The organism is Streptomyces sp. NPDC037013 (genome assembly GCF_055607265.1).
The window spans coordinates 718,527-741,730 of sequence record NZ_JBVJRV010000005.1; the positions used below are offsets into that span (position 1 = coordinate 718,527).

The window sequence follows — 23,204 nt, forward strand, 5'->3', positions numbered from 1 at the left end:
GCCCGCTCAGAAGGCCTCGTACCCGAGGTCCTCGGTGTCCTCGCCCTCTTCCTCCAGGGCCTGGCGGACCACCCGGAGCGCCATGCCCTCCGCGTAGCCCTTGCGGGCGAGCATGCCCGCGAGGCGGCGCAGGCGCTTGTCGCGGTCGAGGCCGCGCGTGGAGCGGAGCTTGCGGGCGACGAGCTCCCGCGCGGTCGCCTCCTCCTGCTCCGGGTCGAGCTGCCCGACCGCCTCGTCGATCAGCGTGGACTCCACACCCTTGGTGCGCAGCTCCCGCGCGAGCGCGCGGCGGGCCAGGCCGCGGCCGTGGTGCCTGGACTCCACCCAGGCGTCGGCGAAGGCACTGTCGTTGATCAGGCCGACCTCTTCGAAGCGGGAGAGCACTTCCTCCGCCACGTCGTCCGGGATCTCCCGCTTGCGCAACGCGTCCGCGAGCTGCTTGCGCGTGCGCGGGGTGCCGGTGAGCAGGCGCAGACAGATCGCCCGCGCCCTCTCAGCCGGGTCCCCCGTCGGCGGCTCCCCCTTCTCGGCCCTCGACGAGGAAGGGGGGCCGCTGTCCTGATGGCCGCCGAAGCCGCCACGCCGTCGCCGGCGCCCACGGCTTCGACGGTCACCGTCCTGGCGGTCGCCGTCACGGAACCCGCCGTCCTCGCCGCCGTCGAAGCCGCCGCCACGGGTGTCGTCCCGGCCTGTGCCGTCGTGATCCGCACCGTCCCCGTACCCCCGGCCGGTGGGGCCGGTGCGGTCTTCGGGGGCGGTGTGGTCCGCCCAGTCGGTTCGTCGTGTCACGGACTAGCTCTTGGCCGCCGCGGCCTTGGACTTGGTGGTCTTGACCGCCGGCGCGGGCACCGTCTTGGCGTCGTCGGCCGGGACCGCCGCCGCGTCCGTGCCCGTGGCCGGCTCGTCGGCAGGGGCCGCCTCGGGCTTCACGCCGACGCCCAGCTTCTCCTTGATCTTCCTCTCGATCTCGTTGGCGAGGTCGGGGTTGTCCTTCAGGAAGTTGCGGGCGTTCTCCTTGCCCTGGCCGAGCTGGTCACCCTCGTACGTGTACCAGGCGCCGGCCTTGCGGACGAAGCCGTGCTCGACGCCCATGTCGATCAGGCCGCCCTCGCGGCTGATGCCCTGGCCGTAGAGGATGTCGAACTCGGCCTGCTTGAAGGGCGGCGCGACCTTGTTCTTGACGACCTTGACGCGGGTGCGGTTGCCCACCGCGTCCGTGCCGTCCTTGAGGGTCTCGATGCGGCGGATGTCCATGCGCACCGAGGCGTAGAACTTCAGGGCCCGGCCACCGGTCGTCGTCTCCGGGGAGCCGAACATGACGCCGATCTTCTCGCGGAGCTGGTTGATGAAGATCGCGGTGGTCTTGGACTGGTTGAGCGCGCTGGTGATCTTCCGGAGCGCCTGGCTCATCAGGCGGGCCTGGAGACCCACGTGCGAGTCGCCCATCTCGCCCTCGATCTCCGCGCGCGGCACCAGGGCGGCGACGGAGTCGATGACGATGAGGTCGAGGGCGCCGGAGCGGACCAGCATGTCGACGATCTCGAGTGCCTGCTCGCCGTTGTCCGGCTGGGACAGGATGAGGTTGTCGATGTCGACGCCGAGCTTCTTCGCGTACTCGGGGTCGAGGGCGTGCTCCGCGTCCACGAAGGCCACCGCGCCGCCCGCCCGCTGGGCGTTGGCCACGGCGTGCAGCGTGAGGGTCGTCTTACCGGAGGACTCCGGTCCGTACACCTCCACCACACGGCCGCGCGGGATGCCGCCGACGCCGAGCGCGACGTCGAGCGCGGTCGACCCGGTGGGGATGACCTCGATGGGCTCGTTCGGCCGCTCGCCCATGCGCATCACTGCGCCCTTGCCGAATTGCCGTTCAATCTGTGCGAGCGCGGCGTCCAGCGCCTTCTCGCGGTCGGTTCCTGCCATGGGTTCCACCCGATTTGCTTGAGTCGATCGCTTCACGTCAAAGACGCTAACGCCTGCCACTGACAATCCGCCCCGACGCCCGTCCAGCCTGTGGATAACTCAAGGTCATCCCTCTCCGAAAACCTCTGGAGCGTCCCGGTGGATCCTCCGCGCAACCCCCGGAAAATCGCCGCCGGACACCCCATAAGAATGGATGTTCGATTTTAGTGTCAAGCGTGGCACGCCGCAGGTGGCACGGTCGGTGCGGACCGGCGGTCTCGCCGACCGAGCGCCGGTTCGCACGCGCGGCATGGCGCTTCTCCTGGCGCGGGACGCCTTCTGCCGCCGAGGGCTCAGCCCTGTCGGCCGGCCCGCTCCCTCACTGCCGCTCGTCCGGCTTCGGCCGGGCGCCGCCGGACGTCGGGGGCGCCTCCGGCCTGTTCGGGCCGCGCAGCGCCCGCCGGACGCGCGCGAGGAGGGGCGCTCCGACCTGGCGCCGGTGCCCGTGCACCCGGGGGTCGTCCGTGACGTCGTACCTCTTCACGTACGCCCCGAGGAAGGCCTGCAGGGTCGCGACGGCGGGGATGGCGATGAGCGCGCCGACCGCCCCGAGGAGCGCCGTGCCCGCGATGACCGAGCCGAACGCGACGGCGGGGTGGATGTCCACGCTCTTCGCGGTGAGCTTGGGCTGCAGCACGTAGTTCTCGAACTGCTGGTACACGACGACGAAGATCAGTACCCAGAGCGAGTACCAGGGGTCGACCGTGAAGGCGATCAGCATCGGCAGGGCGCCCGCGAGGTAGGTGCCGATGGTGGGGATGAACTGCGACACGAGGCCGACCCAGACGCCGAGCACGGGCGCGTAGGGGACGCCGAGCACCTGGAGCAGGATGTAGTGCGCGATGCCGGAGATCAGCGCCATCAGGCCGCGCGAGTAGAGGTACCCGCCGGTCTTGTCGACCGCGATCTCCCAGGCCCGCAGCACCTCGGCCTGCTTGGCGGGCGGCAGCACCGAGCACAGCGCGCGCCGCAGCCGCGGCCCGTCGGCCGCGAAGTAGAACGAGAACAGCATGATCGTCAGGAGCTGGAAGAGACCGCCGAGCACCTGCGCGGAGACGTCCAGGACGCCGCTGGCGCTGTTCTGCACGTACTTCTGGAGCCAGTCGGAGTGGACCAGGCTGTCCTGGACCTCGACGCGGGAGAGCTCCGTGTGGAAGGTCTGGTTGATCCAGCTGATGACCTTGTCGAGGTAGTCGGGGAAGTCCTCGACCATGTCGACGATCTGGCCCGCAAGCATCGAACCCATCAGGGTGATGAACCCCGCACTGGCGATGAAGACGCCCAGGAAGACCAGGAAGGTGGCGAAGCCCCTGCGCAGCCCGCGCGCGGACATCCAGCTCACCGCAGGCTCGACGGCGAGCGCCAGGAAGAACGCGATCAAGATGTTGATCAGCAGTCCGGTCAGCTGGTGGAACGCCCAACTGCCCAGCTGGAAGCAGGCGATGAGGGCGAGGGCGAGCACCATGGCGCGCGGCAGCCACCGCGGCATACGGGCGCCGGGCCCTGCCTCGGCCCCGGTGGGGGGCTGTGCGGGCGGCGTCGTGCCGGATGCTGCGGTGTCCTGGGTGACCTGCGCGGTCTCTTCTGTCGGTGCCACGCAGCCAGTCTCGCCCACGCCGCCGACAATCGACCGCCACCCTCACATCTTGGGACGGGTACGCGACATCCCGGGACGGACGCGCGACACCCCGAGGCGGCTGCACGCGCGCGTGGAGCCCTCCGGTGACGCTCCGGTCACAGCGGGCTCATCCCTCGTGTCCGGCCGGCCGTGGTCAGCGTTTGTCGGCCGGCACGTCCATGGCCGTGCACACCGCACGCCAGACGTCCTTGGCCTCCCAGCCCGCGTCCAGCGCCTCATGGACCGTGCGGCCGCCCAGTTCCGCCATCACGTGATCGCGCGCGAAGGAGTCGGCGTACCCCGCACCGAAGTGTGCCGCCATCCGCTGCCAGAAGACCGTCAACCGCATGCCTCCAGTATCGCGCCCCTGAGAGTGCAGCCGGGCGCGGGGGGCTTGCCGAGAACGCTTTCCGCCCTACGGTCGGTGCATGGCCGAAACCGGAGCATCCCCCGACGCTGTGCCCTCCCCCGACGCGGCGCTCTCCCCGGTCGCCCGCGCCGAGCACTTCGTCTGGCTCACCGCGCGCGTCCTGGAGCAGCGACGGTTCGCGTACCACTTCCTCGATGGCGCGGGCGGCGCCGCGGCAGCGGACGCGGTCGAGACCGCCCTGACCTCGTACGCGACCGCGGACGGCGGGTACGGTTTCGCGCTCGAACCGGATCTGCGCGGACCCGTCAGCCAGCCGCTGCACACCGGGCACGCCCTGCGCGTCCTGGACTCGATCCGCCGCTGCGGCGGGCAGCGGGTGGAGCGCGTGTGCCGGTATCTGACGGCGATGTCGACGGCCGACGGGGCGCTTCCGGCGATCCATCCCGGCCAACGCGGCTACCCCTCGGCGCCGTTCGTGCCGATCGTGGACGATCCCCCCAGCGAACTTCTGGCCACCGGCCCCGTGGTGGGCCTGCTGCACCGCAACGAGGTGTGGCACGCCTGGCTGTTCCGGGCCACGGACTTCTGCTGGGAGGCCGTCGAGACGCTGGGGAAGTCGCATCCGTACGAGGTCCAGGCGGCCGTCGCCTTCCTGGACGGCGTGCCCGACCGCCCGCGCGCGCAGGCCGCCGCCGACCGCCTCGGGCGCCTCGTGCGCGAGCAGCGGCTCGCGGCGCTCGACCCCGATGACCTCGACGCGTATCCGGTGGCGCCCGGTTACGCGCCGGGCGAGCACCACTTCCCGCACGACTTCGCCAAGCTCCCCGAGTCGCTCGCACGCGCGTGGTTCACCGACGCGGAGATGGAACGTTCACTCGACTTCCTCGCGCGGGAACAGCAGGAGGACGGCGGCTGGCCGGTGCGCTGGCGGCAGTGGGCGCCGGGCCCGGCCCTGGAGGCGCGCCCCATCGTCACCATCGAGGCGCTGCGCACCCTCCGGGCGTACGGACGGCACATCGGCTGACGAACGGCGGCGACGGGCGTCTCCGGTCACCCCGTCACGGCCCGCACCCCCGCCGTCACGACGACGGCCGCCGCGATGACGACGAGGAACGGCGCGCGCAGCAGCAGCGCCACGGCCGCCGCGGCGAGCCCCGCCGCCCTGGCGTCCAGGACGAGTTCCCGCCCCTCGGCGAAGGTCTGTTGAGCCGTGAGCGCCGCGAGCAGCGCCACGGGGAGCAGGGCGGCCATGCGCCGCACGAGCGGCCGTTCCAGCACGCCCGCGGGCACCAGCAGCCCCACGAGCTTGACGAGATAGCAGCCGACGACGGTCGCCCCGATGGCGATCCAGATGTTCAACGGAGCTCTCCCCTGCTGTCCTTACGCGCTTTTCGGCCCGCTACGTAGAGGACGGTCGGCACCGCGAGGGCCGCCACCAGGACGGGCACGCCCGCGGGCAGCACCGGCAGCAGACCGAGCCCGAGGAGGAGGGCGACGCCCGCGACGGCGCGCTCCGTGGACGTGCGCACCATCGGTGCGAGCAGGGCCAGGAAGACGGCCGGTCCGGCCGCGTCAAGACCCCAGGCGTCGGTGTCGCCGATCGCCTCGGCGCCCAGCGCGCCGAGCAGGGTCGTGAGATTCCACAGCACGTAGAGGGTGAGCCCGGTGACGGTGAAGCCGATGCGGGCGCTGCGCCGCGTGGGCTGGGCGAGCGAGACGGCGGTGGTCTCGTCGATGACCCAGTGCGCGGCGAACGGCCGTACCGCGCGCGGGAGGGCGAGGAGCTGCGAGAGGCGCAGTCCGTAGAAGGCGTTGCGCACCCCCAGGAAGAAGGCGCCGGCCGCGGCGGTGAACGGGTTGCCGCCTCCCGCGAGCGCGCCGACCAGGGCGAACTGCGAGGCCCCGGTGAACACCAGCAGGCTCAGCGCACATGTCTGCGGGAGGGTGAGCCCGCTCCCCGCCGAGGTCACCCCGAAGGCGAAGCCCGAGAGGCCGACGGCGATGCCGACCCCGAGGGCGTCCCGCACGACGGCACCGTCCGCCTTCTCCGGGGGCGCGCCTTCCGCGCCCTCGCCCGCCGTGCTTTCGCCCTGCGCATCGCTGCCTTCCGTTTCCCTGCCTTCCGTTTCCCTGCCCTGCGTGTGTCTGCCGTCCGGTTGGTCTATGCCCGTGGGGGTCGTCTGTTCTGCCACGCCCCGAACGTTACGAGTGGGGCGCGGCCGGGTCTTGTACGTTCTTGCGCTCGCGCTGGTACGCGCCGGGCGGCACCCCCACGGCGCGGGTGAAATGCCGGTTCAGGTGCGGCTGGTCGGTGAAGCCCACCGCGACGGCCACCTCGGCGGGCGCCGTGCCGGCGTCGAGGAGGCGGCGGGCCCGGCGCACGCGCGCGTCGGTGAGCCAGGCGTGCGGAGGCATTCCGTACGCGTCCCGGAAGGCCCGCAGCAGGGCGAACGGGCTGACGCCGAGGCCGGTGGCGAGCCGCTCAAGGCTCGGCGGGTCCGCGAGGCTCTCCTCCAGCACGGCACGCGCGTGTGCCGCGATCCTGGCTCCCGCCGTGCGCACGGTGCGCCGGGGCAGCCGCCCGCCGTTGAGCCGCAGCAGCCGGGTCACCGCCACCCGCAGCAGCGTGTCGGCGGCGAGGGCGTTGCCCTCCTCCGCGGCGCGCAGCACCCGGTGCACCAGCGCCACGGAGTACGGGTCGTCGAGGACCGGACGGATGAATCCGGGCGTCCCGCGCAGCGCCGTCGTCTCCGCCGCGATGGCGGCGACCACCTCGGGCGCCGGGTAGACCGCCCCGTACCGCCAGCCGCCGGGGTCCCCGGCCCGGCCCGTGTGCGGGGTGTCGGGGTTGATGAGCGCGAGGCTCCCCGGGCCCGCATGCCGGTCGGCACCGCTGTGGTGGAAGACGTCGACGCCCTCGGCGATCCCCGCGATGACGAAGTGCTCGTGGGTGTGGCGCACGAACGTCCGGTGGATGTAGTGGGCCCGCAGCAGGTCGACGCCCGGCAGCTCCGTGTACCTCCAGTGCCGCGCCTGTTCGGCCCTACCCGTCATGCCCCCATTCTGCGACGTGCCCGCAACCTCTTTTCCGCAGGTCGGCGCCGTTGTCAGTGGCGGGGTGCACGATGGGGGCATGGTCAGCTCCGCGTCCAGTGCCCATGGCGTCCCCGGCGCCCTAGACGGTTTCTCCCCCGCGACCCGCGGCTGGTTCACGGGGGCCTTCTCCGCGCCCACCTCGGCGCAGGCCGGCGCGTGGCAGGCCATCTCCGAGGGCTCCGACGTGCTGGTCGTCGCGCCCACGGGCTCCGGAAAGACCCTGGCCGCGTTCCTCGCCGCACTCGACCAGCTGGCGTCGGCGCCGCCCCCCGCCGACCCGAAGAAGCGCTGCCGGGTGCTGTACGTGTCACCGCTGAAGGCCCTGGCGGTCGACGTGGAGCGCAATCTGCGCAGCCCGCTGACCGGCATCCGCCAGGAATCCGTGCGCCTGGGCCTGCCCGAGCCGGAGGTCCGGGTGGGCATCCGTTCGGGTGACACCCCGGCCGCCGAGCGCCGGGCCCTGGCGACCCGCCCGCCGGACATCCTGATCACCACGCCCGAGTCGCTGTTCCTGATGCTCACCTCCGCCACGCGCGACGCGCTCACCGGCATCGAGACGGTGATCCTGGACGAGGTGCACGCGGTCGCGGGCACCAAGCGCGGCGCACACCTCGCCCTCTCCCTGGAGCGGCTCGACGAGCTGCTGCCGAAGCCCGCGCGCCGCATCGGCCTGTCGGCGACGGTGCGCCCGGTGGACGAGGTGGCCCGCTATCTCTCCCCCAAGCGCAAGGTGGAGATCGTCCAGCCGGAGTCCGGCAAGGAGTTCGACCTGTCCGTCGTCGTCCCGGTGGAGGACCTGGGAGAGCTGGGCGGCTCCCCGGTCAGCGAGTCCGGTGACGGCACCGCGGCGGAGGCGGAGCGCCCCTCGATCTGGCCGCACGTCGAGGAGCGCATCACCGACCTCGTCCAGGCACACCGCTCGACCATCGTCTTCGCCAACTCCCGCCGCCTGGCCGAGCGCCTCTGCAACCGCCTCAACGAAATCGCGTACGAGAGGGCGACCGGCGAGGCCCTCCCGGAGGACCACTCCCCCGCGGAGCTGATGGCCGAGTCGGGCGCCGCCAAGGGCGCGCCACCGGTCCTCGCCCGCGCCCACCACGGCTCGGTCTCCAAGGAGCAGCGCGCGCAGGTCGAGGAGGACCTCAAGGCGGGCAGGCTGCCTGCCGTCGTCGCCACCTCCAGCCTGGAGCTCGGCATCGACATGGGCGCGGTCGACCTGGTCGTGCAGGTCGAGTCGCCGCCGTCGGTGGCCTCCGGGCTGCAGCGCGTGGGCCGCGCGGGGCACCAGGTCGGCGCCGTCTCCACCGGAGTCGTCTTCCCCAAGTACCGGGGAGACCTGGTCCAGGCCGCCGTCGTCACGGAGCGGATGCGGACCGGCTCCATCGAGTCCCTGCGCGTCCCCGCCAACCCCCTGGACGTCCTGGCGCAGCAGCTGGTCGCCATGGTGGCGCTCGACACCTGGCAGGTCGACGACCTGCTGACGGTGGTGCGCCGCGCGGCCTCCTTCGCCTCGCTCCCGGAGTCGGCGTTCACGGCCGTCCTGGACATGCTCGCCGGGCGGTATCCGTCGGACGCCTTCGCGGAGCTGCGCCCGCGCGTGGTCTGGGACCGCGTCGCGGGCACCGTCACGGGACGGCCCGGTGCCCAGCGCCTCGCGGTCACCTCGGGCGGCACGATCCCCGACCGCGGCCTCTTCGGCGTTTTCCTCGCGGGCGCCGACCCCAAGAAGGGCGGCGGCCGGGTCGGGGAGCTCGACGAGGAGATGGTGTACGAGTCCCGGGTGGGCGACGTCTTCACGCTGGGCACGAGCTCCTGGCGCATCGAGGACATCACGCGCGACCGCGTCCTGGTCTCCCCCGCCCCGGGCGTCCCGGGGCGGCTGCCCTTCTGGAAGGGCGACCAGCTGGGCCGCCCGCTAGAACTGGGCCGCGCGCTCGGCGCGTTCCTCCGGGAGGTCGGCGCGCTCTCGCGGGAGGACGCGCGCGAGCGGCTGCTCGCCACGGGCCTCGACTCCTGGGCCGCCGACAACGTCCTGTCGTACCTCGCCGAACAGCGCGAGGCGTGCGGCCACATCCCGGACGACCGCACGATCGTGGTCGAGCGGTTCCGTGACGAGCTGGGCGACTGGCGGGTCGTCGTGCACTCCCCCTTCGGCGCCCAGGTGCACGCTCCCTGGGCGCTCGCCCTCGGCGCCCGCCTCACCGAGCGGTACGGCATGGACGCCCAGGTCATGCACGCCGACGACGGCATCGTGCTGCGGCTGCCCGACGCCGACCTGATGGGCCTCGACCTGCTCGACCAGGAGCCCACCGCTCCCCCCATGGAGTACGACACCGAGAAGGCCCCGGTGGGCGCCGCCGACGTCACCTTCGACAAGGGCGAGGTCAATCAGATCGTCACGGACGAGGTGGGCGGTTCGGCGCTGTTCGCCTCCCGGTTCCGCGAATGCGCCGCCCGCGCGCTGCTGCTGCCGCGCCGCAGCCCCGGCAAGCGCACCCCGCTGTGGCAGCAGCGCCAGCGCGCCGCCCAGCTGCTCCAGGTGGCGAGCGAGTTCGGCTCGTTCCCGATCGTCCTGGAGGCGATCAGGGAGTGTCTCCAGGACGTCTTCGACGTGCCAGGGCTCACCGAGCTGATGGGCGACATCGAATCCCGCCGCGTCCGCCTCGTCGAGGTCACCACCCCCGAGCCCTCCCCCTTCGCCCGCTCGCTCCTCTTCGGGTACGTGGCCCAGTTCCTGTACGAGGGTGACTCCCCCCTCGCCGAGCGGCGCGCGGCCGCGCTCTCCCTGGACTCCCGGCTGCTCGCGGAGCTGCTCGGCCAGGCCGAGCTGCGCGAGCTGCTGGACGCCGAGGTCCTGACCGAGCTGGAGCAGGAGCTCCAGTGGCGCACCGAGGACCGCCGCGTCAAGGACGCCGAGGGCGTCGCCGACCTGCTGCGGCTCCTCGGCCCGCTCACCACCGCCGAGTTGACGGAACGCGGCGCCGAGCCCGCGTGGGCCGAGGAGCTCGCGGCCGCCCGCCGCGCGATCCGGGTCCGCATCGCCGGCGAGGAGCACTGGGCGGCCATCGAGGACGCGGGCCGCCTGCGCGACTCCCTCGGCACGGCCCTGCCCGTAGGCGTGCCGGAAGCCTTCATGGAGCCGGTCAAGGACCCGCTCGGTGACCTGCTGGCCCGCTTCGCCCGCACGCACGGCCCGTTCACCTCCGCCACCGCCGCCGCCCGCTTCGGCCTGGGAGCGGCCGTCACCGAGGGCGCCCTGCAGCGTCTCGCGGCGAACGGCCGTGTGGTGCAGGGGGAGTTCCATCCCGCGGGCATCGGCCAGGAGTGGTGCGACGCCGCGGTCCTGCGCCGCCTGCGCCGCCGCTCCCTGGCCGCGCTGCGGCACGAACTGGAACCGGTGCCCCCGCCCGCGCTCGCCCAGTTCCTGCCCCAGTGGCAGAGCGTGAGCGGCCACGGCCTGCGCGGCGTCGAGGGCCTGGTGCGCGCCGTCGAACAGCTCCAGGGCGCCACCGTCCCCGCCTCCGCGCTGGAAAAGCTCGTCCTGCCGTCACGCGTCACGGGCTACCACCCGGCCATGCTCGACGAACTGACCGCGTCCGGCGAGGTGATCTGGGCCGGCGCAGGCTCCCTGCCCGGCAAGGACGGCTGGGTCTCCCTCTACCTGGCCGACGCGGCGCCCCTGCTCCTGCCCCCCGCGCACCCCCTGGAGCTCAGCGCCCTGCACCAGTCGGTCCTTGACACCCTCTCCGGGGGGTACGGCCTCTTCTTCCGCCAGATCGCCGACCAGGTCCGCGCCACCACCCACCCGGAGGTGCTCGACCCCCAACTGGCCGACGCGATCTGGGAGCTGGCCTGGTCCGGCCGGCTCACCAACGACACGCTGTCCCCGATGCGCTCGCTCCTCGGCTCGGGCCGCACCGCGGGAGCCACCGCCCACCGCGCCAAACGCAGCATCCCGCGCGGGCGCTACGGCAGCCTGACCGGGGCCGCCCGCCCCACCTCCCGCACCGGCCCCCCGACGGCCGCGGGCCGCTGGTCCCTGCTCCCCACCCGGGAGCCCGACCCGACCCTGCGCGCCCACGCCCTGGCCCGCACCCTCCTCGACCGGCACGGCGTGGTGACCCGCGGCGCGGTCGCCGCCGAAGGGGTCGAGGGCGGCTTCTCCGCGGTGTACCGCGTCCTGTCGGCCTTCGAGGACACCGGCCAGGCCCGGCGCGGCTATGTCGTCGAAGGGCTGGGCGCCGCCCAGTTCGCGATGGACGGCGCGGTGGACCGGCTGCGCGCCACCGCCAACACCCGGGACCGTACGGACGGCACACGCGCCACCGACGCGCAGGCCGCCGTCGTCCTCGCCGCCGCCGACCCGGCCAACGCGTACGGCGCCGCGCTCCCCTGGCCCGAACCACCGCAGGACACGACACACAAGCCCGGCCGCAAGGCGGGCTCCCTCGTCGTCCTGGTCGACGGCGACCTGACCCTCTACATGGAGCGCGGCGGCAAGACACTGCTGGCCTGGCCCGCCTCCCCGGAGGACCCGATCGCCGATGACCCCCGACTGCACGCCGCCGCCGAGGCCCTCGCCGCGGCGGCCCGGGCGGGCTCCCTGGGCACGGTCACGGTGGAGCGGGTCAACGGCACCGCCGCTCTGACCTCCCCCTTCGCCCCTCTCCTGGAAGGAGCCGGCTTCCACGCCACCCCGCGCGGCCTGCGCCTGCGCGCGTGACGCCGGTGCGGGTGCCGCGCGTACACCCGTACCGCTCGTACACCCGGGCTGCCATGCCACCGTGCACCCATCCCGCATGAGCGGTGAGCGGCCTGTGACCGCACCCAGGGGCGGACGTGCCGGCCACCAAGCCGCCGCCCCGCCCCACGTCATGCCACTCTGGATCCATGCCCGAAGGTGACACCGTCCTCCAAGCGGCCCGGCGCCTGCACACCGCCCTCGCCGGGCACACCCTCACGCGCTCCGACCTCCGCGTGCCCAAGCTGGCGACCGTCGACCTCACCGGGCGCACCGTCCTGGACGTCACCCCCCGCGGAAAGCACCTGCTCACCCGCATCGAGGGCGGCCTCACCCTGCACTCACACCTCCGGATGGACGGCTCCTGGCGGCTGTACGCCCCCGACGAGCGCTGGAGCGGCGGCCCCGGGCACCAGATCCGGGCGATCCTCGGCACCGCCGAACGGACCGCCGTCGGATACCGCCTCCCCGTCCTCGAACTGCTCCGCACCAGCGAAGAGGAGAAGGCCGTCGGCCACCTGGGCCCCGATCTCCTCGGCCCCGACTGGGACCCGGAGCGCGCGCTGACCAACCTGCTGGCCGCACCCGACCGCCCGCTCGGCGAAGCACTCCTGGACCAGCGCAATCTCGCGGGCATCGGCAACGTCTTCAAGAGCGAGATCTGCTTTCTCCTGGGCGTCACACCCTGGCTCCCCGTCGGCGAGCTCTCCGAGGAGACGGCGGCCCGCGTCCCCGCACTCTCCAAGAAGCTCCTGGAGGCCAACCGCGAACGGCCCTCGCGCACCACCACCGGCCGCGACCGCAACGGCCACCGCCTGTACGTGTACGGCCGCGCGCGCCGCCCCTGCATGCGCTGCGGCACCCCGATCCGGCTCGGCGAACAAGGCGACGGCTCCCGCAGCCGCCCCACCTACTGGTGCCCCACCTGCCAGCAGGGGCCCACCCCCTGATCCCGCCTCCCACATCCCCGACGCAGTGCCCTCCCCGACCAGTTGACGACCCGTCAGATGTAGCCGTACCGTCCCGTCATGCCCGTCCCCGCGTACGACCTCACCGGACGCACCGCATTCGTCACCGGCGCCGCCAGCGGCATAGGACGCGCCACGGCTCTGCTCCTCGCGCAGGCGGGCGCCACCGTCCACTGCGCTGACATCGACGAGCGGGGACTCCATGAGACCGCCGCCCTCATCAAGGCGGCCGACGGCACCGCACACACGTATCCGCTGGACGTCGCGGACAGGAGTCAGGTCGAGCGAGCGGTGAGCGCCGCCGCGGCAGAGGGAAACACCGGCCCCCGCCTGGACGTCATGGCCGCGATCGCCGGCGTCATGCACAGCAGCCCGGTCCTGGAGACCCGCGACGAGGACCTCGACCGCGTCCTGAACATCAACTTCAAGGGTGTCCTGTACGCCTGTCAGGCCGCGGCCCGCACCATGATCGAGACGGGCTCCGGCGGCAGCATCATCACGATGGCATCGGGCGCCGTGGACACCGGCGGCCCCGGCCTCCTCTGCTACGGCGCGGCCAAGGCGGCCGTCGTCCAGCTCACCAAGACCCTGGCCACGGAAGTCGGCCCGCACGGCATCCGCGTCAACGCCGTCGCACCGGGCTGGATCCGCACCCCCATGACGTCCCGCGCCGACACCGACACCGCCACAGCCAGCGACACCGCCACCGCCACCGCGCCCGAACCCCGCCCTCACACCGAGAAGATCATGGCCCGCATGTCACCCCTGGGCCGCGTGGGCGAACCGGAAGACGTCGCGCACGCCGTGCTGCACCTGGCGTCCGACGCCTCGTCCTTCACGACGGGCCAGATCCTCCGCCCGAACGGCGGCGTCGCCATGCCCTGGTGATCCGCTCCCACGCGGTCGTCGTCCCACGCGCGGGCCCCGCCTCCGCGTCCGCCGACCCCCACCAGGCCGGCACCACTCGCTCACTCACCCACCGCCGCAGAAGGCCACGCGCCCGCGGGTCCCCCTGCTTGGCCGATCCAACCTGCCCAGCCGATCCATCCGACCCGACCGATCCCGTCGATCCATCCGCCCCCGCCACCCCCGTCGCCCGCGACCTCGAGACGCAGTGGACGGGCAATACGCTCAGGCCCCACCCCCCGGCCGCGACCGCCCCTTCGAGAACACCCGCCTCAGGTACGAGGGCGAGCCGCAGCACGCCCCACCACCACAGCGCACCGAACACGAGGGCGGGCACCCACCGCACGGTGCGCCAGGATATGACCGTCCCTATGACCGTCCCGCTCACCGCTGCCACAGATGCCACCTCCCGCTCGACGCGAGGACGACGCTAAGCGCCCGGGTTCACCCCACGGGAGGGCGTGCCGCCGTCGCCGGAAGCCGCACGGCGCACGAACGGCGGCACCACCCCGTGAGAACGCGAAGAGCGCCCCTCGGCGGAGCGCCCTCCCGGACGCGTCGTCCGGTCAGCCGTTCTCGGCCTGGAACATCCAGTGGTGCTTCTCCAGGTCGGCCGTGATCCCGATGAAGATGTCCTGGCTGACCGGGTCCGCCTCGCCGGTCGCGTCGACACGCTCACGCATTCGGGTGATCACCGCGCCGAGCGCGTCCACGAGCGCCCCGACGGCGTCGACATCCTTGACCCAGCCGTCCGGGACCGCGCCGATGCCGGTGCTCTGCGCCACGGTGGCCGCGCGCCCGTCGGGCGAGACGCCGAGCGTGGAGGCGCGCTCGGCCACCGTGTCGGAGTGCTGCCTGGCCGTGTCCACGACCTCGTCCAGCTGCAGGTGCACGGAGCGGAAGCGCGGGCCGACCACATTCCAGTGAATCTGCTTGGCCACCAGCGACAGGTCGACCAGGTCCACGAGCGCGCCCTGCAGGGCCTCCGAGACCGTCTTCAGATCCGCATCGGACAGCGGGCTCTTCACGACGTACATCTGTCTCCTCCAACTCACGAGCGAATGAGGTAAATCCCCACCAACCATGTCATAAAAGCGCCAAATAGGTCGATTCGTGTAACAGCGGTCACGTAGGGTCCACCTCGAACAACACAGAAGCCCCGACCGAGTACCCGGTCGGGGCTTCCACACACTTCGGGAGGCTGCTCCTGAGAGCAGCGCGCCATCACGCCGCGACGACGTCCACGGCCTCCGCGGGTGCCTTGATCGTGACCCGTTCCGGTGGCACGCCGGCCACGGAGACGGAATTGAGCATCGAGCGAACCGGTGCGCGCACCGGCTCCGGGACTGCTGCAGACTCAGCCAGCTCGGCGAGCGACAACTCGTCGCTCACTTCACGCATGAGCTCGGACATCCGTACGTCAAGCGCGTCGCAGATCGCGGAAAGCAGCTCGGAGGAAGCCTCCTTCTGCCCCCGCTCCACCTCGGAGAGATAGCCGAGCGAGACTCGGGCGGACGAGGAGACTTCGCGCAGAGTACGGCCCTGGCGCTGGCGCTGCCGACGCAGCACGTCACCCAGCAGGCGACGGAGCAGAATCATCGGTGGCTCCCTCCTCGGACCGCGTAGCCGCATCCTTCACGCCCCACCGTACCGCCTCGCGCGGCGGCCGTGCGGGGAGCGATGTCGTGTTCACTCAGGGCTGCAAACATCAATTCCCCCCGTTCTGTTCCGTATCCTGTGCCCGCCCATTCTCGGCACGTTCGCCGGACAGCTGCTCGAGAAGCAGCGTAAGCACGCTCCGTACGCTCTCCCTACGGATTTCCGAACGGTCACCGTTCAACCGCAGGGCAGCGACTTTGCCGGCGGCTCCGCCATCGGCGTAACCGCGCATGTTTTCGGGATTCGATCCGGAAACCGCGAGTTCCGGCCGCCTGCCCCCGTTTTCGGTCGGAACAACGGCCGAATCCGGCCCCCAAACCGCCACGTACACGGTGCCGACCGGCCGGCCGTCCTGCGCGTCGGGCCCGGCGACCCCGGTGGTCGCGATCCCCCAGTCCGCGCCGAGGACCCGGCGCACGCCGGCCGCCATCTGCCGCGCCACCTCGGGATCCACGGCCCCGCGCTCGTCCAGCAGAGTGCCGTCGACGCCGAGGACGTCCCGCTTGAGCTCGGTGGCGTACGCGGTCACGGACCCGCGGAAGACCTTCGAGGCCCCGGGCGTCGCCGTGATCTCGGCGGCCACCAGGCCCCCGGTCAGCGACTCGGCGACGGCGAGCGTCTCGCCGCGCGCGGCGAGCAGGTGCAGCAGACCGGCCACCGGCGTCTCGCCGGACGAGAGCCCGCGGGACGTCACTTCGCCGCCTCCCGGGCGGCCTCGGCGGCCGCGGCACGCGCCTCGGCCCTGCCCTGCCTGCGCAGCACGACGGCCTGCTTCACATAGTCGAGCCCGGTCACCACGGTCAGCACCACGGCGAGCCCCATCACCCAGAAGCGCAGTGAGGCGAGCGGCCCGGTCAGGGCGAGGACGTACATCCCGACCGCCGTGCCCTGCGCCAGCGTCTTCATCTTCCCGCCCCGGCTGGCCGGAATGACGCCATAGCGGATCACCCAGAACCGCAGCAGCGTGATGCCGAGCTCACGCCCGAGAATCACGCCGGTCACCCACCAGGGAAGGTCACCGAGCCAGGAGAGACAGATCAGCGCGGCACCCATGATCGCTTTGTCGGCGATCGGGTCGGCGATCTTCCCGAAGTCCGTGACCAGGTTGTACGTGCGTGCCAGGTGGCCGTCGAAGAGGTCGGTGATCATGGCGACGGCGAAGGCGGCCCAGGCGAAGGAGCGCCAGGCCGGGTCGTATCCGCCGTTGCCTAGGAGCAGCATGACGAAGCCGGGCACGAGCAGCAGCCGGACCATGGTCAGCAGGTTCGCGACGTTCCACAGGCTGGCCTGGTTGACCGCCGCGGCGCCCAGCTTCCCGCCCCGCACCGGCGTGGCGCCCGGAGCGCCCTGCGCGCCGGAGCCGCTCGCGGATGCCGGGACTCCGGTCATCTGCCGGCCTCCTCGAGACACTCGGCCACCAAGTCCACGCCCTCCGTGCCGACGACCTTTGCCACGACCATACGGCCGACCTCCAGGGCACCCCCAGCGATGGCGCCCGTCAGACGGATCTGGCCGTCGGTCTCGGGGGCCTGGTGGGCGGCCCTGCCGAGCGGGCCCTCCTCCTCGTCGACGGATTCGACGAGGACCTCGACGGTCTCGCCGACCCGCTCGTCGGCACGCTGCGAGGTGAGCTCCTCGGCGAGCCGCGCGATGCGCGCGAGCCGCTCGTCGACGACGTCCTGGTCGAGCTTCTCGTCGTACGTGGCCGCTTCGGTGCCCTCCTCGTCGGAGTAGCCGAAGACGCCGATGGCGTCCAGGCGGGCGCCCGTCAGGAACCGCTCGAGCTCCGCGACGTCCGACTCGCTCTCGCCGGGGAAGCCGACGATGAAGTTGGAGCGCACGCCGGCCTGCGGCGCCTTGCTCCGGATGGTGTCCAGGAGCTCCAGGAAGCGGTCGGTGTCGCCGAAGCGCCGCATGGCGCGCAGCACGCCGGGGGCGGAGTGCTGGAAGGAGAGGTCGAAGTAGGGGGCGACCTTCTCGGTCGAGGTGAGCACGTCGATGAGGCCGGGGCGCATCTCGGCGGGCTGGAGGTAGCTGACGCGCACCCGCTCGATCCCGTCGACGGCGGCCAGCTCGGGCAGGAGCGTCTCCAGGAGACGGATGTCGCCGAGGTCCTTGCCGTACGAGGTGTTGTTCTCGGAGACGAGCATCACCTCCTTGACGCCCTGCTCGGCGAGCCAGCGGGTCTCGCCGAGGACGTCGGAGGGGCGGCGCGAGATGAAGGAGCCGCGGAAGGACGGGATGGCGCAGAACGAGCAGCGCCGGTCGCAGCCGGAGGCCAGCTTCACGGAGGCGACGGGGCTGGTGCCGAGGCGGCGGCGCAGCGGGGCGCGCGGCCCCGACGCGGGCGCGACGCCCTCGGGCAGGTCCTGGGGGGCCGCCACGGGGGCGTGCCCGGGCAGGGCGACACCGGCCCCGGCGTCCTGGCGCTCCGCGGGGCTGATCGGCAGCAGCTTGCGCCGGTCACGCGGGGTGTGGGCCTCGACGCTGCCACCGCTCAGGATGGTCTGCAGGCGGTTGGAGATGTCGGAGTAGTCGTCGAACCCGAGCACGCCGTCGGCCTCGGGGAGCGCGTCGGCGAGCTCCTTGCCGTACCGCTCGGCCATGCAGCCGACCGCGACGACGGCCTGGGTCTTGCCGTGACCCTTCAGGTCATTGGCTTCGAGGAGGGCGTCGACGGAGTCCTTCTTGGCGGCTTCGACGAAGCCGCAGGTGTTGACGACGGCGACGTCCGCGTCCTCGGCGTCCTCGACGAGCTGCCAGCCGTCCGCCTCCAAGCGGCCTGCGAGCTCCTCCGAGTCCACCTCGTTACGGGCGCAGCCAAGAGTGACAAGGGCGACGGTGCGGCGTTCGGGCATGGTCTCAAGACTACTTCGTCCCCGCCCCGGCACCGGCCGCCAGGGTTACCCGCCGGTCGGCCCCGGGCCGGCGGCGCTTCATCCGTCTGTCCCCTCACCCGGCGGAGCGTCGCTGGTCAGACGCCCCGCGGGGCTTGGTCAGCCGGCCTGCGGATCGCCCTTCGTGTACGACAGGCGCTCGACCTGACCGGGCTCGAATTCGTTGTCGACCTGCTTGCCGTTCACGTACAGCTCGATCGCGCCCGCGTCGCCCAGGACCAGGTCGATCTTCTGCTTGTCCTGGAAGGTCTTGTCCTGACCCTGCTCCAGGACGCCGTCGAAGAGGGTGCGGCCGTTGTGGTCCTTGGCCGAGATCCAGCTGCGGCCGTCCGGGGCGACGACCTTGACCGTGACCTTGTCGCGCGGCACGCCGGCGATGGCGCTGTTCGACGGGTCGGGCTTGGGGTCGGCCGGCTTGGCGGGCGGCTTCGGCTTCTGCGGGGTCTTGGCCGGGGCGGGCGTGGAGCCCTCGGCGACGGACTGCGAGCTGTCGCCGTCGTCGCCGCCGCGGAACGCGGTGAAGCCGACGAAGCCGATCACCGCGACGATCGCGGCGACCATCGCGGCGGTCCAGTTCGGCCTGCGCGGTTCGGACCGGATGCGTTCGGCCTCGAAGAGGGGCGCCGCCGGCGTGGGCGCGGGCGGGTGACCGCCATGCCCGTCGTCGTACTGGGCGAGCAGCGGGGCCGGGTCGATGCCGACGGCGCGGGCCAGCGTCCTGATGTGACCGCGGGCGTAGACGTCGCCGCCGCATCGGGAGAAGTCGTCCTGTTCGATCGCGTGCACGATGGGGACGCGCACCCGGGTGGACGTACTGACTTCGTCGACGGTCAGGCCGGAGGCGACGCGGGCCTGCTGGAGGACGCGGCCGATCGAGGGCCGGTCGTCGGCCCGGTGGTCGGCGGCCTGGGGCCCGTCCGCCGGGCTCTCGTCCGCGGCGCGGTCGGAGCGGTCGGGGCGGTCGTCCGAAGGTCGGTCGTCTTCAGGGGAGTTGCCGATGGACACGGGGGCGCCTTTCGAGCGTGTAGCCACCTGCCGGAGGTTCAGTTTAGGGGGGTCTTGAAAGGGTGGGGCAACCGGACGGACGGACTTTGTACGCCATCAGAATGGCCGGACATCCTGATGCCGGGACATCGTGCTCTTGTCTCCCTCAACTTGACGTGTGCCGAAGGGAAACGGTTGCCTGCCAATCCCTTATGGGTGAGCCTTGCCCGCCCTATGGGTGAGCCTCCCCGCGGATCACGGCGAGCACTCCGTCCAGCTCATCAGGTTTCACAAGAACGTCACGTGCCTTTGAGCCTTCGCTCGGGCCGACGATGGAGCGCGACTCCATCAGGTCCATCAGCCGGCCCGCCTTGGCGAAGCCGACGCGCAGCTTGCGCTGGAGCATGGACGTGGACCCGAACTGGGTGGAAACCACCAGCTCAGCGGCCTGGCACAGGAGATCGAGGTCGTCGCCGATGTCCTCGTCGATCTCCTTCTTCTGCTTGCTGCCGACCGTGACGTCGTCCCGGAAGACCGGTGCCATCTGGTCCTTGCAGTGCTGGACGACCGCGTGGATCTCGTCCTCGGTGACGAAGGCGCCCTGCATACGGGTGGGTTTGTTCGCCCCCATCGGCAGGAACAGACCGTCACCCTTTCCGATGAGCTTCTCCGCGCCCGGCTGGTCGAGGATGACGCGACTGTCGGCGAGCGAGGAGGTCGCGAAGGCGAGCCGGGAGGGCACGTTCGCCTTGATCAGACCGGTCACGACGTCCACGGAGGGACGCTGGGTGGCGAGCACCAGATGGATGCCGGCCGCCCGCGCGAGCTGCGTGATGCGCACGATCGAGTCCTCGACGTCGCGCGGCGCCACCATCATGAGGTCGGCGAGCTCGTCGACGATCACCAGCAGATACGGGTAGGGCTGGAGCTCGCGCTCGCTTCCCTCGGGCGTCTTGAGCTTGCCCTCGCGCACGGCCCGGTTGAAGTCGTCGATGTGCCGGTAGCCGAAGGCGGCGAGGTCGTCGTAGCGCAGGTCCATCTCGCGGACGACCCACTGGAGCGCTTCGGCGGCCTTCTTCGGGTTGGTGATGATCGGCGTGATCAGGTGCGGAATGCCCTCGTACGCCGTGAGCTCGACCCGCTTGGGGTCGACGAGGACCATCCGTACGTCCTCGGGCGTCGCTCTTATCATGATCGACGTGATCAGGCAGTTGATGCAGGACGACTTGCCGGATCCGGTGGCTCCGGCCACCAGGATGTGCGGCATCTTCGCCATGTTGGCCATGACGTAGCCGCCCTCGACGTCCTTGCCGAGCGCGACGAGCATGGGGTGGTCGTCCTCGGCCGCGTCCGCCAGGCGCAGCACGTCGCCGACGTTGACCATCTCGCGGTCGGTGTTCGGGATCTCGATGCCGACCGCCGACTTGCCGGGGATCGGCGAGATGATCCGGACGTCGGGCGAGGCGACCGCGTACGCGATGTTCTTGGCCAGCGCGGTGATCTTCTCGACCTTCACGGCGGGGCCGAGCTCGATCTCGTACCGCGTGACCGTCGGGCCGCGCGTGAAGCCCGTGACGCGCGCGTCGACCTTGAACTCGGTGAAGACGTTCGTCAGCGAGTGCACGACCGCGTCGTTGGCGGCGCTGCGGGTCTTGCCGGGGCCGCCGCGCTCCAGAAGGTCGAGCGAGGGCAGCGCGTAGGTGATGTCGCCGGCCAGCTGGAGCTGCTGGGCACGGGGCGGCAGTTCGCGCGGGGGCTCGGGGGCGGGCTTGGTGAGGTCCTGCACGACGCCCTGTGCGGGCGCCTCCGGCTTCTTCTTCAGCTTGCCGGGCACCGGGGCGTCCGTGGCGCGCGCGGGCGGTACAGGCGTCGCCTGCTCCCGCTCCCCGCCCCGTTCGCGGTCCTCCCGCTCCCCCGAGACGCCCTGCGTCAGATCGGCGACCAGCGGGGAAGGGGGCATGCCGTGCAGCACGGCCCCGTCCAGGGCGGCGGCCGCGGCGGCCGCCACGTCCACGGCGTCCATCGGCCGGTCCATGTCCGGCTGTACGGGGGTCCTGCGGGGCCTGCGCCGCTTGGAGAGCGCCTCCTCCTCCGCCTGGTCCGGGCCGTACGCGTCGGGGCCGTAGGCGTCCGGGGCGGGCGTGCGCCGGCGCGCGGAGCGTGCGGGCAGGGCCTCGCGCCACTGCTCGTCGTAACGCTCGTCGTCGTAGGTGAAGGCGTCCGCCTCCGGTTCCGCCTGGACCACGCCGAGCCGGGTGCCGAGCAGCCGCAGCCGCTGCGGGATGGCGTTGACGGGCGTCGCCGTGACGACGAGCAGCCCGAAGACGGTGAGGAGCACCAGGAGCGGCACCGCGAGGATCTCGCCCATGGTGAAGATCAGCGGGGTGGAGGCGCCCCAGCCGATCAGGCCGCCCGCATCCCTTATCGCCTGCATGCCGGAGCTGCGGGCGGGCGAGCCGCACGCGATGTGGACCTGGCCGAGGACGCCGACGACCAGGGCGGAGAGGCCGATCACGATGCGGCCGTTGGCCTCGGGCCGCTCCGGGTGCCGGATCAGCCGTACGGCGATGGCGCCCAGCAGCAGCGGCACCAGCAGGTCGAGACGGCCGAACGCGCCGGTCACGAGGACCTCGACGAGGTCGCCGACCGGGCCGCGCAGGTTGGACCAGGTGCCGGCCGCCACGATCAGGGCGATGCCGAGCAGCAGCAGCGCGAGGCCGTCCTTGCGGTGCGCCGGGTCGAGGCCCTTGGCGCCGCGCCCTATGCCGCGGAACATCGCGCCGACGCCGTGGGCGATGCCGAGCCAGATGGCGCGCGCGAGCCGGTACACGCCCCCCGTGGGGCTGGGCACCGGCCTGGGCGCCGGCTTCTTCGCCGCGACCTTCTTGGCCGGGGCCCTCTTCGCGGGTGCCTTCTTGGCCACGGCCTTCTTCGCCGGCGGTTTGGCGACGGCCTTCTTCGCCGGGGCCTTCGTCGGCGCGGCCGCCTTCTTCGCGGGCGTCTTCTTGGCTGCGGACTGACGTGAGGCCATGGGTGTGAGGTTACCGGTGTCGACCACTGCGGACACGTGTGCCCACTGCTTCACCCGTTTGTGTCGCCCCTGCCGTGGCGGAGAACTGACGGAGGTTCACCCGCCGCGCGCGGGCCGGAACCTCGTCAGTGGGGCCCCTTGCCGCGTCAGTTCTGCGAGGGGACCGAGGGGGCGCCGCTGCCGGTGCCCGGCTCCAGGGCGTCAAGAGCCCGCCGCAGCCCGGTGAGTTTGCGTTCGAGATGGGCGGCGGTGGCCACCGCCGCCGCGTCGGCCGAATCGTCGTCCAGCTGCTTGGAGAGCGCCTCGGCCTGCTCCTCGACCGCCGCGAGGCGCGCCGACAGCTCGGCGAGCAGACCGGCGGGCTCCTTGGCGTCGCCGGCCGCGGCCTTGCCGCCGCCGCCTTCGAGCTGGAGACGCAGCAGCGCCGCCTGCTCCCGCAGTTGGCAGTTCTTCATGTACAGCTCGACGAAGACCGAGACCTTCGCGCGCAGCACCCACGGGTCGAACGGCTTGGAGATGTAGTCCACCGCGCCCGCGGCATAACCGCGGAAGGTGTGATGCGGTCCGTGGTTGATGGCGGTGAGGAAGATGATCGGGATGTCCCGGGTCCGCTCCCGCCGCTTGATGTGCGCGGCGGTTTCGAAACCGTCCATTCCCGGCATCTGAACGTCCAGCAGAATGACCGCGAAGTCGTCCGTGAGTAGTGCTTTGAGCGCTTCCTCCCCGGACGATGCCCGCACCAGTGTCTGATCGAGCGCAGAGAGGATGGCCTCCAGCGCCAGCAGATTCTCCGGCCGGTCATCGACCAGGAGGATCTTGGCCTTCTGCACCATGGCCCGCCCTCCTCGCCCCGGCGAAACACCGGGCGCCGCCCCAGAGGACGACTCCCTTGCGCCGCCCGTCCTTGTGCCGGTCATGGTAGCCGCACCCCGCCTGTCGCCACACCCTGTCACCGCGATGTCACTGTGCACGTAG

At 72.2% G+C, this 23,204-nt stretch carries 18 protein-coding genes and 1 pseudogene; 4 read left to right on the plus strand and 15 right to left on the minus strand.

The features are described 5' to 3' along the window. Nucleotides 1-6 precede the first annotated feature (6 nt). From recX to ACZ7DY_RS22105, 4 genes are all read right to left on the minus strand, one after another. On the minus strand, nucleotides 7-789 hold the full coding sequence (gene recX, locus ACZ7DY_RS22090; protein WP_471137649.1) for a recombination regulator RecX: 783 nt from the start codon (nucleotides 787-789) through the stop codon (nucleotides 7-9). A gap of 3 nt (nucleotides 790-792) precedes the next feature. Then, nucleotides 793-1,920 carry a recombinase RecA gene (gene recA / locus ACZ7DY_RS22095; protein WP_471137650.1) on the minus strand — a complete coding sequence of 376 codons (1,128 nt, stop codon included), beginning with the start codon at nucleotides 1,918-1,920 and terminating at the stop codon, nucleotides 793-795. 358 nt (nucleotides 1,921-2,278) lie between these two features. Beyond that, the gene (locus tag ACZ7DY_RS22100; protein WP_471137651.1) at nucleotides 2,279-3,556 is read right to left on the minus strand and encodes an AI-2E family transporter; all 1,278 of its coding nucleotides are present in this window, start codon (nucleotides 3,554-3,556) and stop codon (nucleotides 2,279-2,281) included. 175 nt (nucleotides 3,557-3,731) lie between these two features. Further along, the gene (locus tag ACZ7DY_RS22105) at nucleotides 3,732-3,926 is read right to left on the minus strand and encodes a DUF3046 domain-containing protein (protein WP_471137652.1); all 195 of its coding nucleotides are present in this window, start codon (nucleotides 3,924-3,926) and stop codon (nucleotides 3,732-3,734) included. Nucleotides 3,927-4,005: 79 nt separating this feature from the next. On the opposite strand from ACZ7DY_RS22105, the gene ACZ7DY_RS22110 reads away from it, so the two are divergent. Next, nucleotides 4,006-4,971, plus strand: a complete 966-nt coding sequence (locus ACZ7DY_RS22110) for a hypothetical protein (protein ID WP_471137653.1) — start codon at nucleotides 4,006-4,008, stop codon at nucleotides 4,969-4,971. Between the two features lie 26 nt (nucleotides 4,972-4,997). Here the strand turns inward: ACZ7DY_RS22110 and ACZ7DY_RS22115 are convergent, their stop codons facing one another. From ACZ7DY_RS22115 to ACZ7DY_RS22125, 3 genes and pseudogenes are all read right to left on the minus strand, one after another. Next, nucleotides 4,998-5,306, minus strand: a complete 309-nt coding sequence (locus ACZ7DY_RS22115; protein WP_471137654.1) for an AzlD domain-containing protein — start codon at nucleotides 5,304-5,306, stop codon at nucleotides 4,998-5,000. Continuing rightward, a complete protein-coding gene (locus ACZ7DY_RS22120; protein WP_471137740.1) occupies nucleotides 5,303-5,974 on the minus strand; it encodes an AzlC family ABC transporter permease in 672 nt (223 codons plus the stop codon). Before ACZ7DY_RS22120 ends, ACZ7DY_RS22115 begins: the two co-directional genes overlap by 4 nt. A gap of 134 nt (nucleotides 5,975-6,108) precedes the next feature. After that, nucleotides 6,109-7,001 (minus strand): annotated as a pseudogene (locus tag ACZ7DY_RS22125) (AraC family transcriptional regulator). 79 nt (nucleotides 7,002-7,080) lie between these two features. Between ACZ7DY_RS22125 and ACZ7DY_RS22130 the strand changes: the two are divergent. From ACZ7DY_RS22130 to ACZ7DY_RS22140, 3 genes are all read left to right on the plus strand, one after another. Then, entirely contained in the window at nucleotides 7,081-11,766 is a 4,686-nt protein-coding gene (locus tag ACZ7DY_RS22130; RefSeq protein ID WP_471137655.1) for an ATP-dependent helicase, read from the plus strand. Nucleotides 11,767-11,933: 167 nt separating this feature from the next. Then, nucleotides 11,934-12,734 carry an Fpg/Nei family DNA glycosylase gene (locus ACZ7DY_RS22135; RefSeq protein WP_471137656.1) on the plus strand — a complete coding sequence of 267 codons (801 nt, stop codon included), beginning with the start codon at nucleotides 11,934-11,936 and terminating at the stop codon, nucleotides 12,732-12,734. Nucleotides 12,735-12,812: 78 nt separating this feature from the next. Further along, nucleotides 12,813-13,640, plus strand: a complete 828-nt coding sequence (locus ACZ7DY_RS22140; RefSeq protein WP_471137657.1) for an SDR family NAD(P)-dependent oxidoreductase — start codon at nucleotides 12,813-12,815, stop codon at nucleotides 13,638-13,640. Nucleotides 13,641-14,224: 584 nt separating this feature from the next. Here ACZ7DY_RS22140 and ACZ7DY_RS22145 read toward each other — a convergent pair. The 8 genes from ACZ7DY_RS22145 to ACZ7DY_RS22180 form a co-directional block, all read right to left on the minus strand. Next, complete coding sequence (locus ACZ7DY_RS22145) at nucleotides 14,225-14,695, minus strand: Dps family protein (protein ID WP_471137659.1); 471 nt, start codon at nucleotides 14,693-14,695, stop codon at nucleotides 14,225-14,227. Between the two features lie 187 nt (nucleotides 14,696-14,882). Continuing rightward, nucleotides 14,883-15,257, minus strand: a complete 375-nt coding sequence (locus ACZ7DY_RS22150) for a helix-turn-helix domain-containing protein (protein ID WP_055564110.1) — start codon at nucleotides 15,255-15,257, stop codon at nucleotides 14,883-14,885. Nucleotides 15,258-15,366: 109 nt separating this feature from the next. Continuing rightward, nucleotides 15,367-16,011, minus strand: coding sequence for a CinA family protein (locus ACZ7DY_RS22155; RefSeq protein ID WP_471137661.1), 645 nt, complete (start codon nucleotides 16,009-16,011; stop codon nucleotides 15,367-15,369). Further along, the gene (pgsA, locus tag ACZ7DY_RS22160) at nucleotides 16,008-16,706 is read right to left on the minus strand and encodes a CDP-diacylglycerol--glycerol-3-phosphate 3-phosphatidyltransferase (protein WP_471137665.1); all 699 of its coding nucleotides are present in this window, start codon (nucleotides 16,704-16,706) and stop codon (nucleotides 16,008-16,010) included. Before pgsA ends, ACZ7DY_RS22155 begins: the two co-directional genes overlap by 4 nt. Next, nucleotides 16,703-18,175, minus strand: coding sequence for a 30S ribosomal protein S12 methylthiotransferase RimO (gene rimO / locus ACZ7DY_RS22165; protein WP_471137666.1), 1,473 nt, complete (start codon nucleotides 18,173-18,175; stop codon nucleotides 16,703-16,705). The genes pgsA and rimO overlap by 4 nt, the downstream gene beginning before the upstream one ends. Before the next feature lie 138 nt (nucleotides 18,176-18,313). Continuing rightward, nucleotides 18,314-19,219: a helix-turn-helix domain-containing protein gene (locus ACZ7DY_RS22170; protein WP_471137667.1), complete on the minus strand. Its 906-nt coding sequence runs from the start codon at nucleotides 19,217-19,219 to the stop codon at nucleotides 18,314-18,316. 211 nt (nucleotides 19,220-19,430) lie between these two features. Continuing rightward, nucleotides 19,431-22,229: a DNA translocase FtsK gene (locus tag ACZ7DY_RS22175; protein ID WP_471137669.1), complete on the minus strand. Its 2,799-nt coding sequence runs from the start codon at nucleotides 22,227-22,229 to the stop codon at nucleotides 19,431-19,433. A gap of 146 nt (nucleotides 22,230-22,375) precedes the next feature. Further along, nucleotides 22,376-23,062, minus strand: a complete 687-nt coding sequence (locus tag ACZ7DY_RS22180; RefSeq protein ID WP_471137671.1) for a response regulator — start codon at nucleotides 23,060-23,062, stop codon at nucleotides 22,376-22,378. Nucleotides 23,063-23,204 lie beyond the last annotated feature (142 nt).

What these genes read in the sequence shown, in the direction of transcription:
- recA (WP_471137650.1), bottom strand. Translation starts at nt 1,920, where the DNA reads ATGGCAGGAACCGACCGCGAGAAGGCGCTGGACGCCGCGCTCGCACAG.
- ACZ7DY_RS22105 (WP_471137652.1), bottom strand. Translation starts at nt 3,926, where the DNA reads ATGCGGTTGACGGTCTTCTGGCAGCGGATGGCGGCACACTTCGGTGCG.
- ACZ7DY_RS22110 (WP_471137653.1), top strand. Translation starts at nt 4,006, where the DNA reads ATGGCCGAAACCGGAGCATCCCCCGACGCTGTGCCCTCCCCCGACGCG.
- ACZ7DY_RS22130 (WP_471137655.1), top strand. Translation starts at nt 7,081, where the DNA reads ATGGTCAGCTCCGCGTCCAGTGCCCATGGCGTCCCCGGCGCCCTAGAC.
- ACZ7DY_RS22135 (WP_471137656.1), top strand. Translation starts at nt 11,934, where the DNA reads ATGCCCGAAGGTGACACCGTCCTCCAAGCGGCCCGGCGCCTGCACACC.
- ACZ7DY_RS22140 (WP_471137657.1), top strand. Translation starts at nt 12,813, where the DNA reads ATGCCCGTCCCCGCGTACGACCTCACCGGACGCACCGCATTCGTCACC.
- ACZ7DY_RS22145 (WP_471137659.1), bottom strand. Translation starts at nt 14,695, where the DNA reads ATGTACGTCGTGAAGAGCCCGCTGTCCGATGCGGATCTGAAGACGGTC.
- ACZ7DY_RS22150 (WP_055564110.1), bottom strand. Translation starts at nt 15,257, where the DNA reads ATGATTCTGCTCCGTCGCCTGCTGGGTGACGTGCTGCGTCGGCAGCGC.
- pgsA (WP_471137665.1), bottom strand. Translation starts at nt 16,706, where the DNA reads ATGACCGGAGTCCCGGCATCCGCGAGCGGCTCCGGCGCGCAGGGCGCT.
- rimO (WP_471137666.1), bottom strand. Translation starts at nt 18,175, where the DNA reads ATGCCCGAACGCCGCACCGTCGCCCTTGTCACTCTTGGCTGCGCCCGT.
- ACZ7DY_RS22175 (WP_471137669.1), bottom strand. Translation starts at nt 22,229, where the DNA reads ATGGCCTCACGTCAGTCCGCAGCCAAGAAGACGCCCGCGAAGAAGGCG.
- ACZ7DY_RS22180 (WP_471137671.1), bottom strand. Translation starts at nt 23,062, where the DNA reads ATGGTGCAGAAGGCCAAGATCCTCCTGGTCGATGACCGGCCGGAGAAT.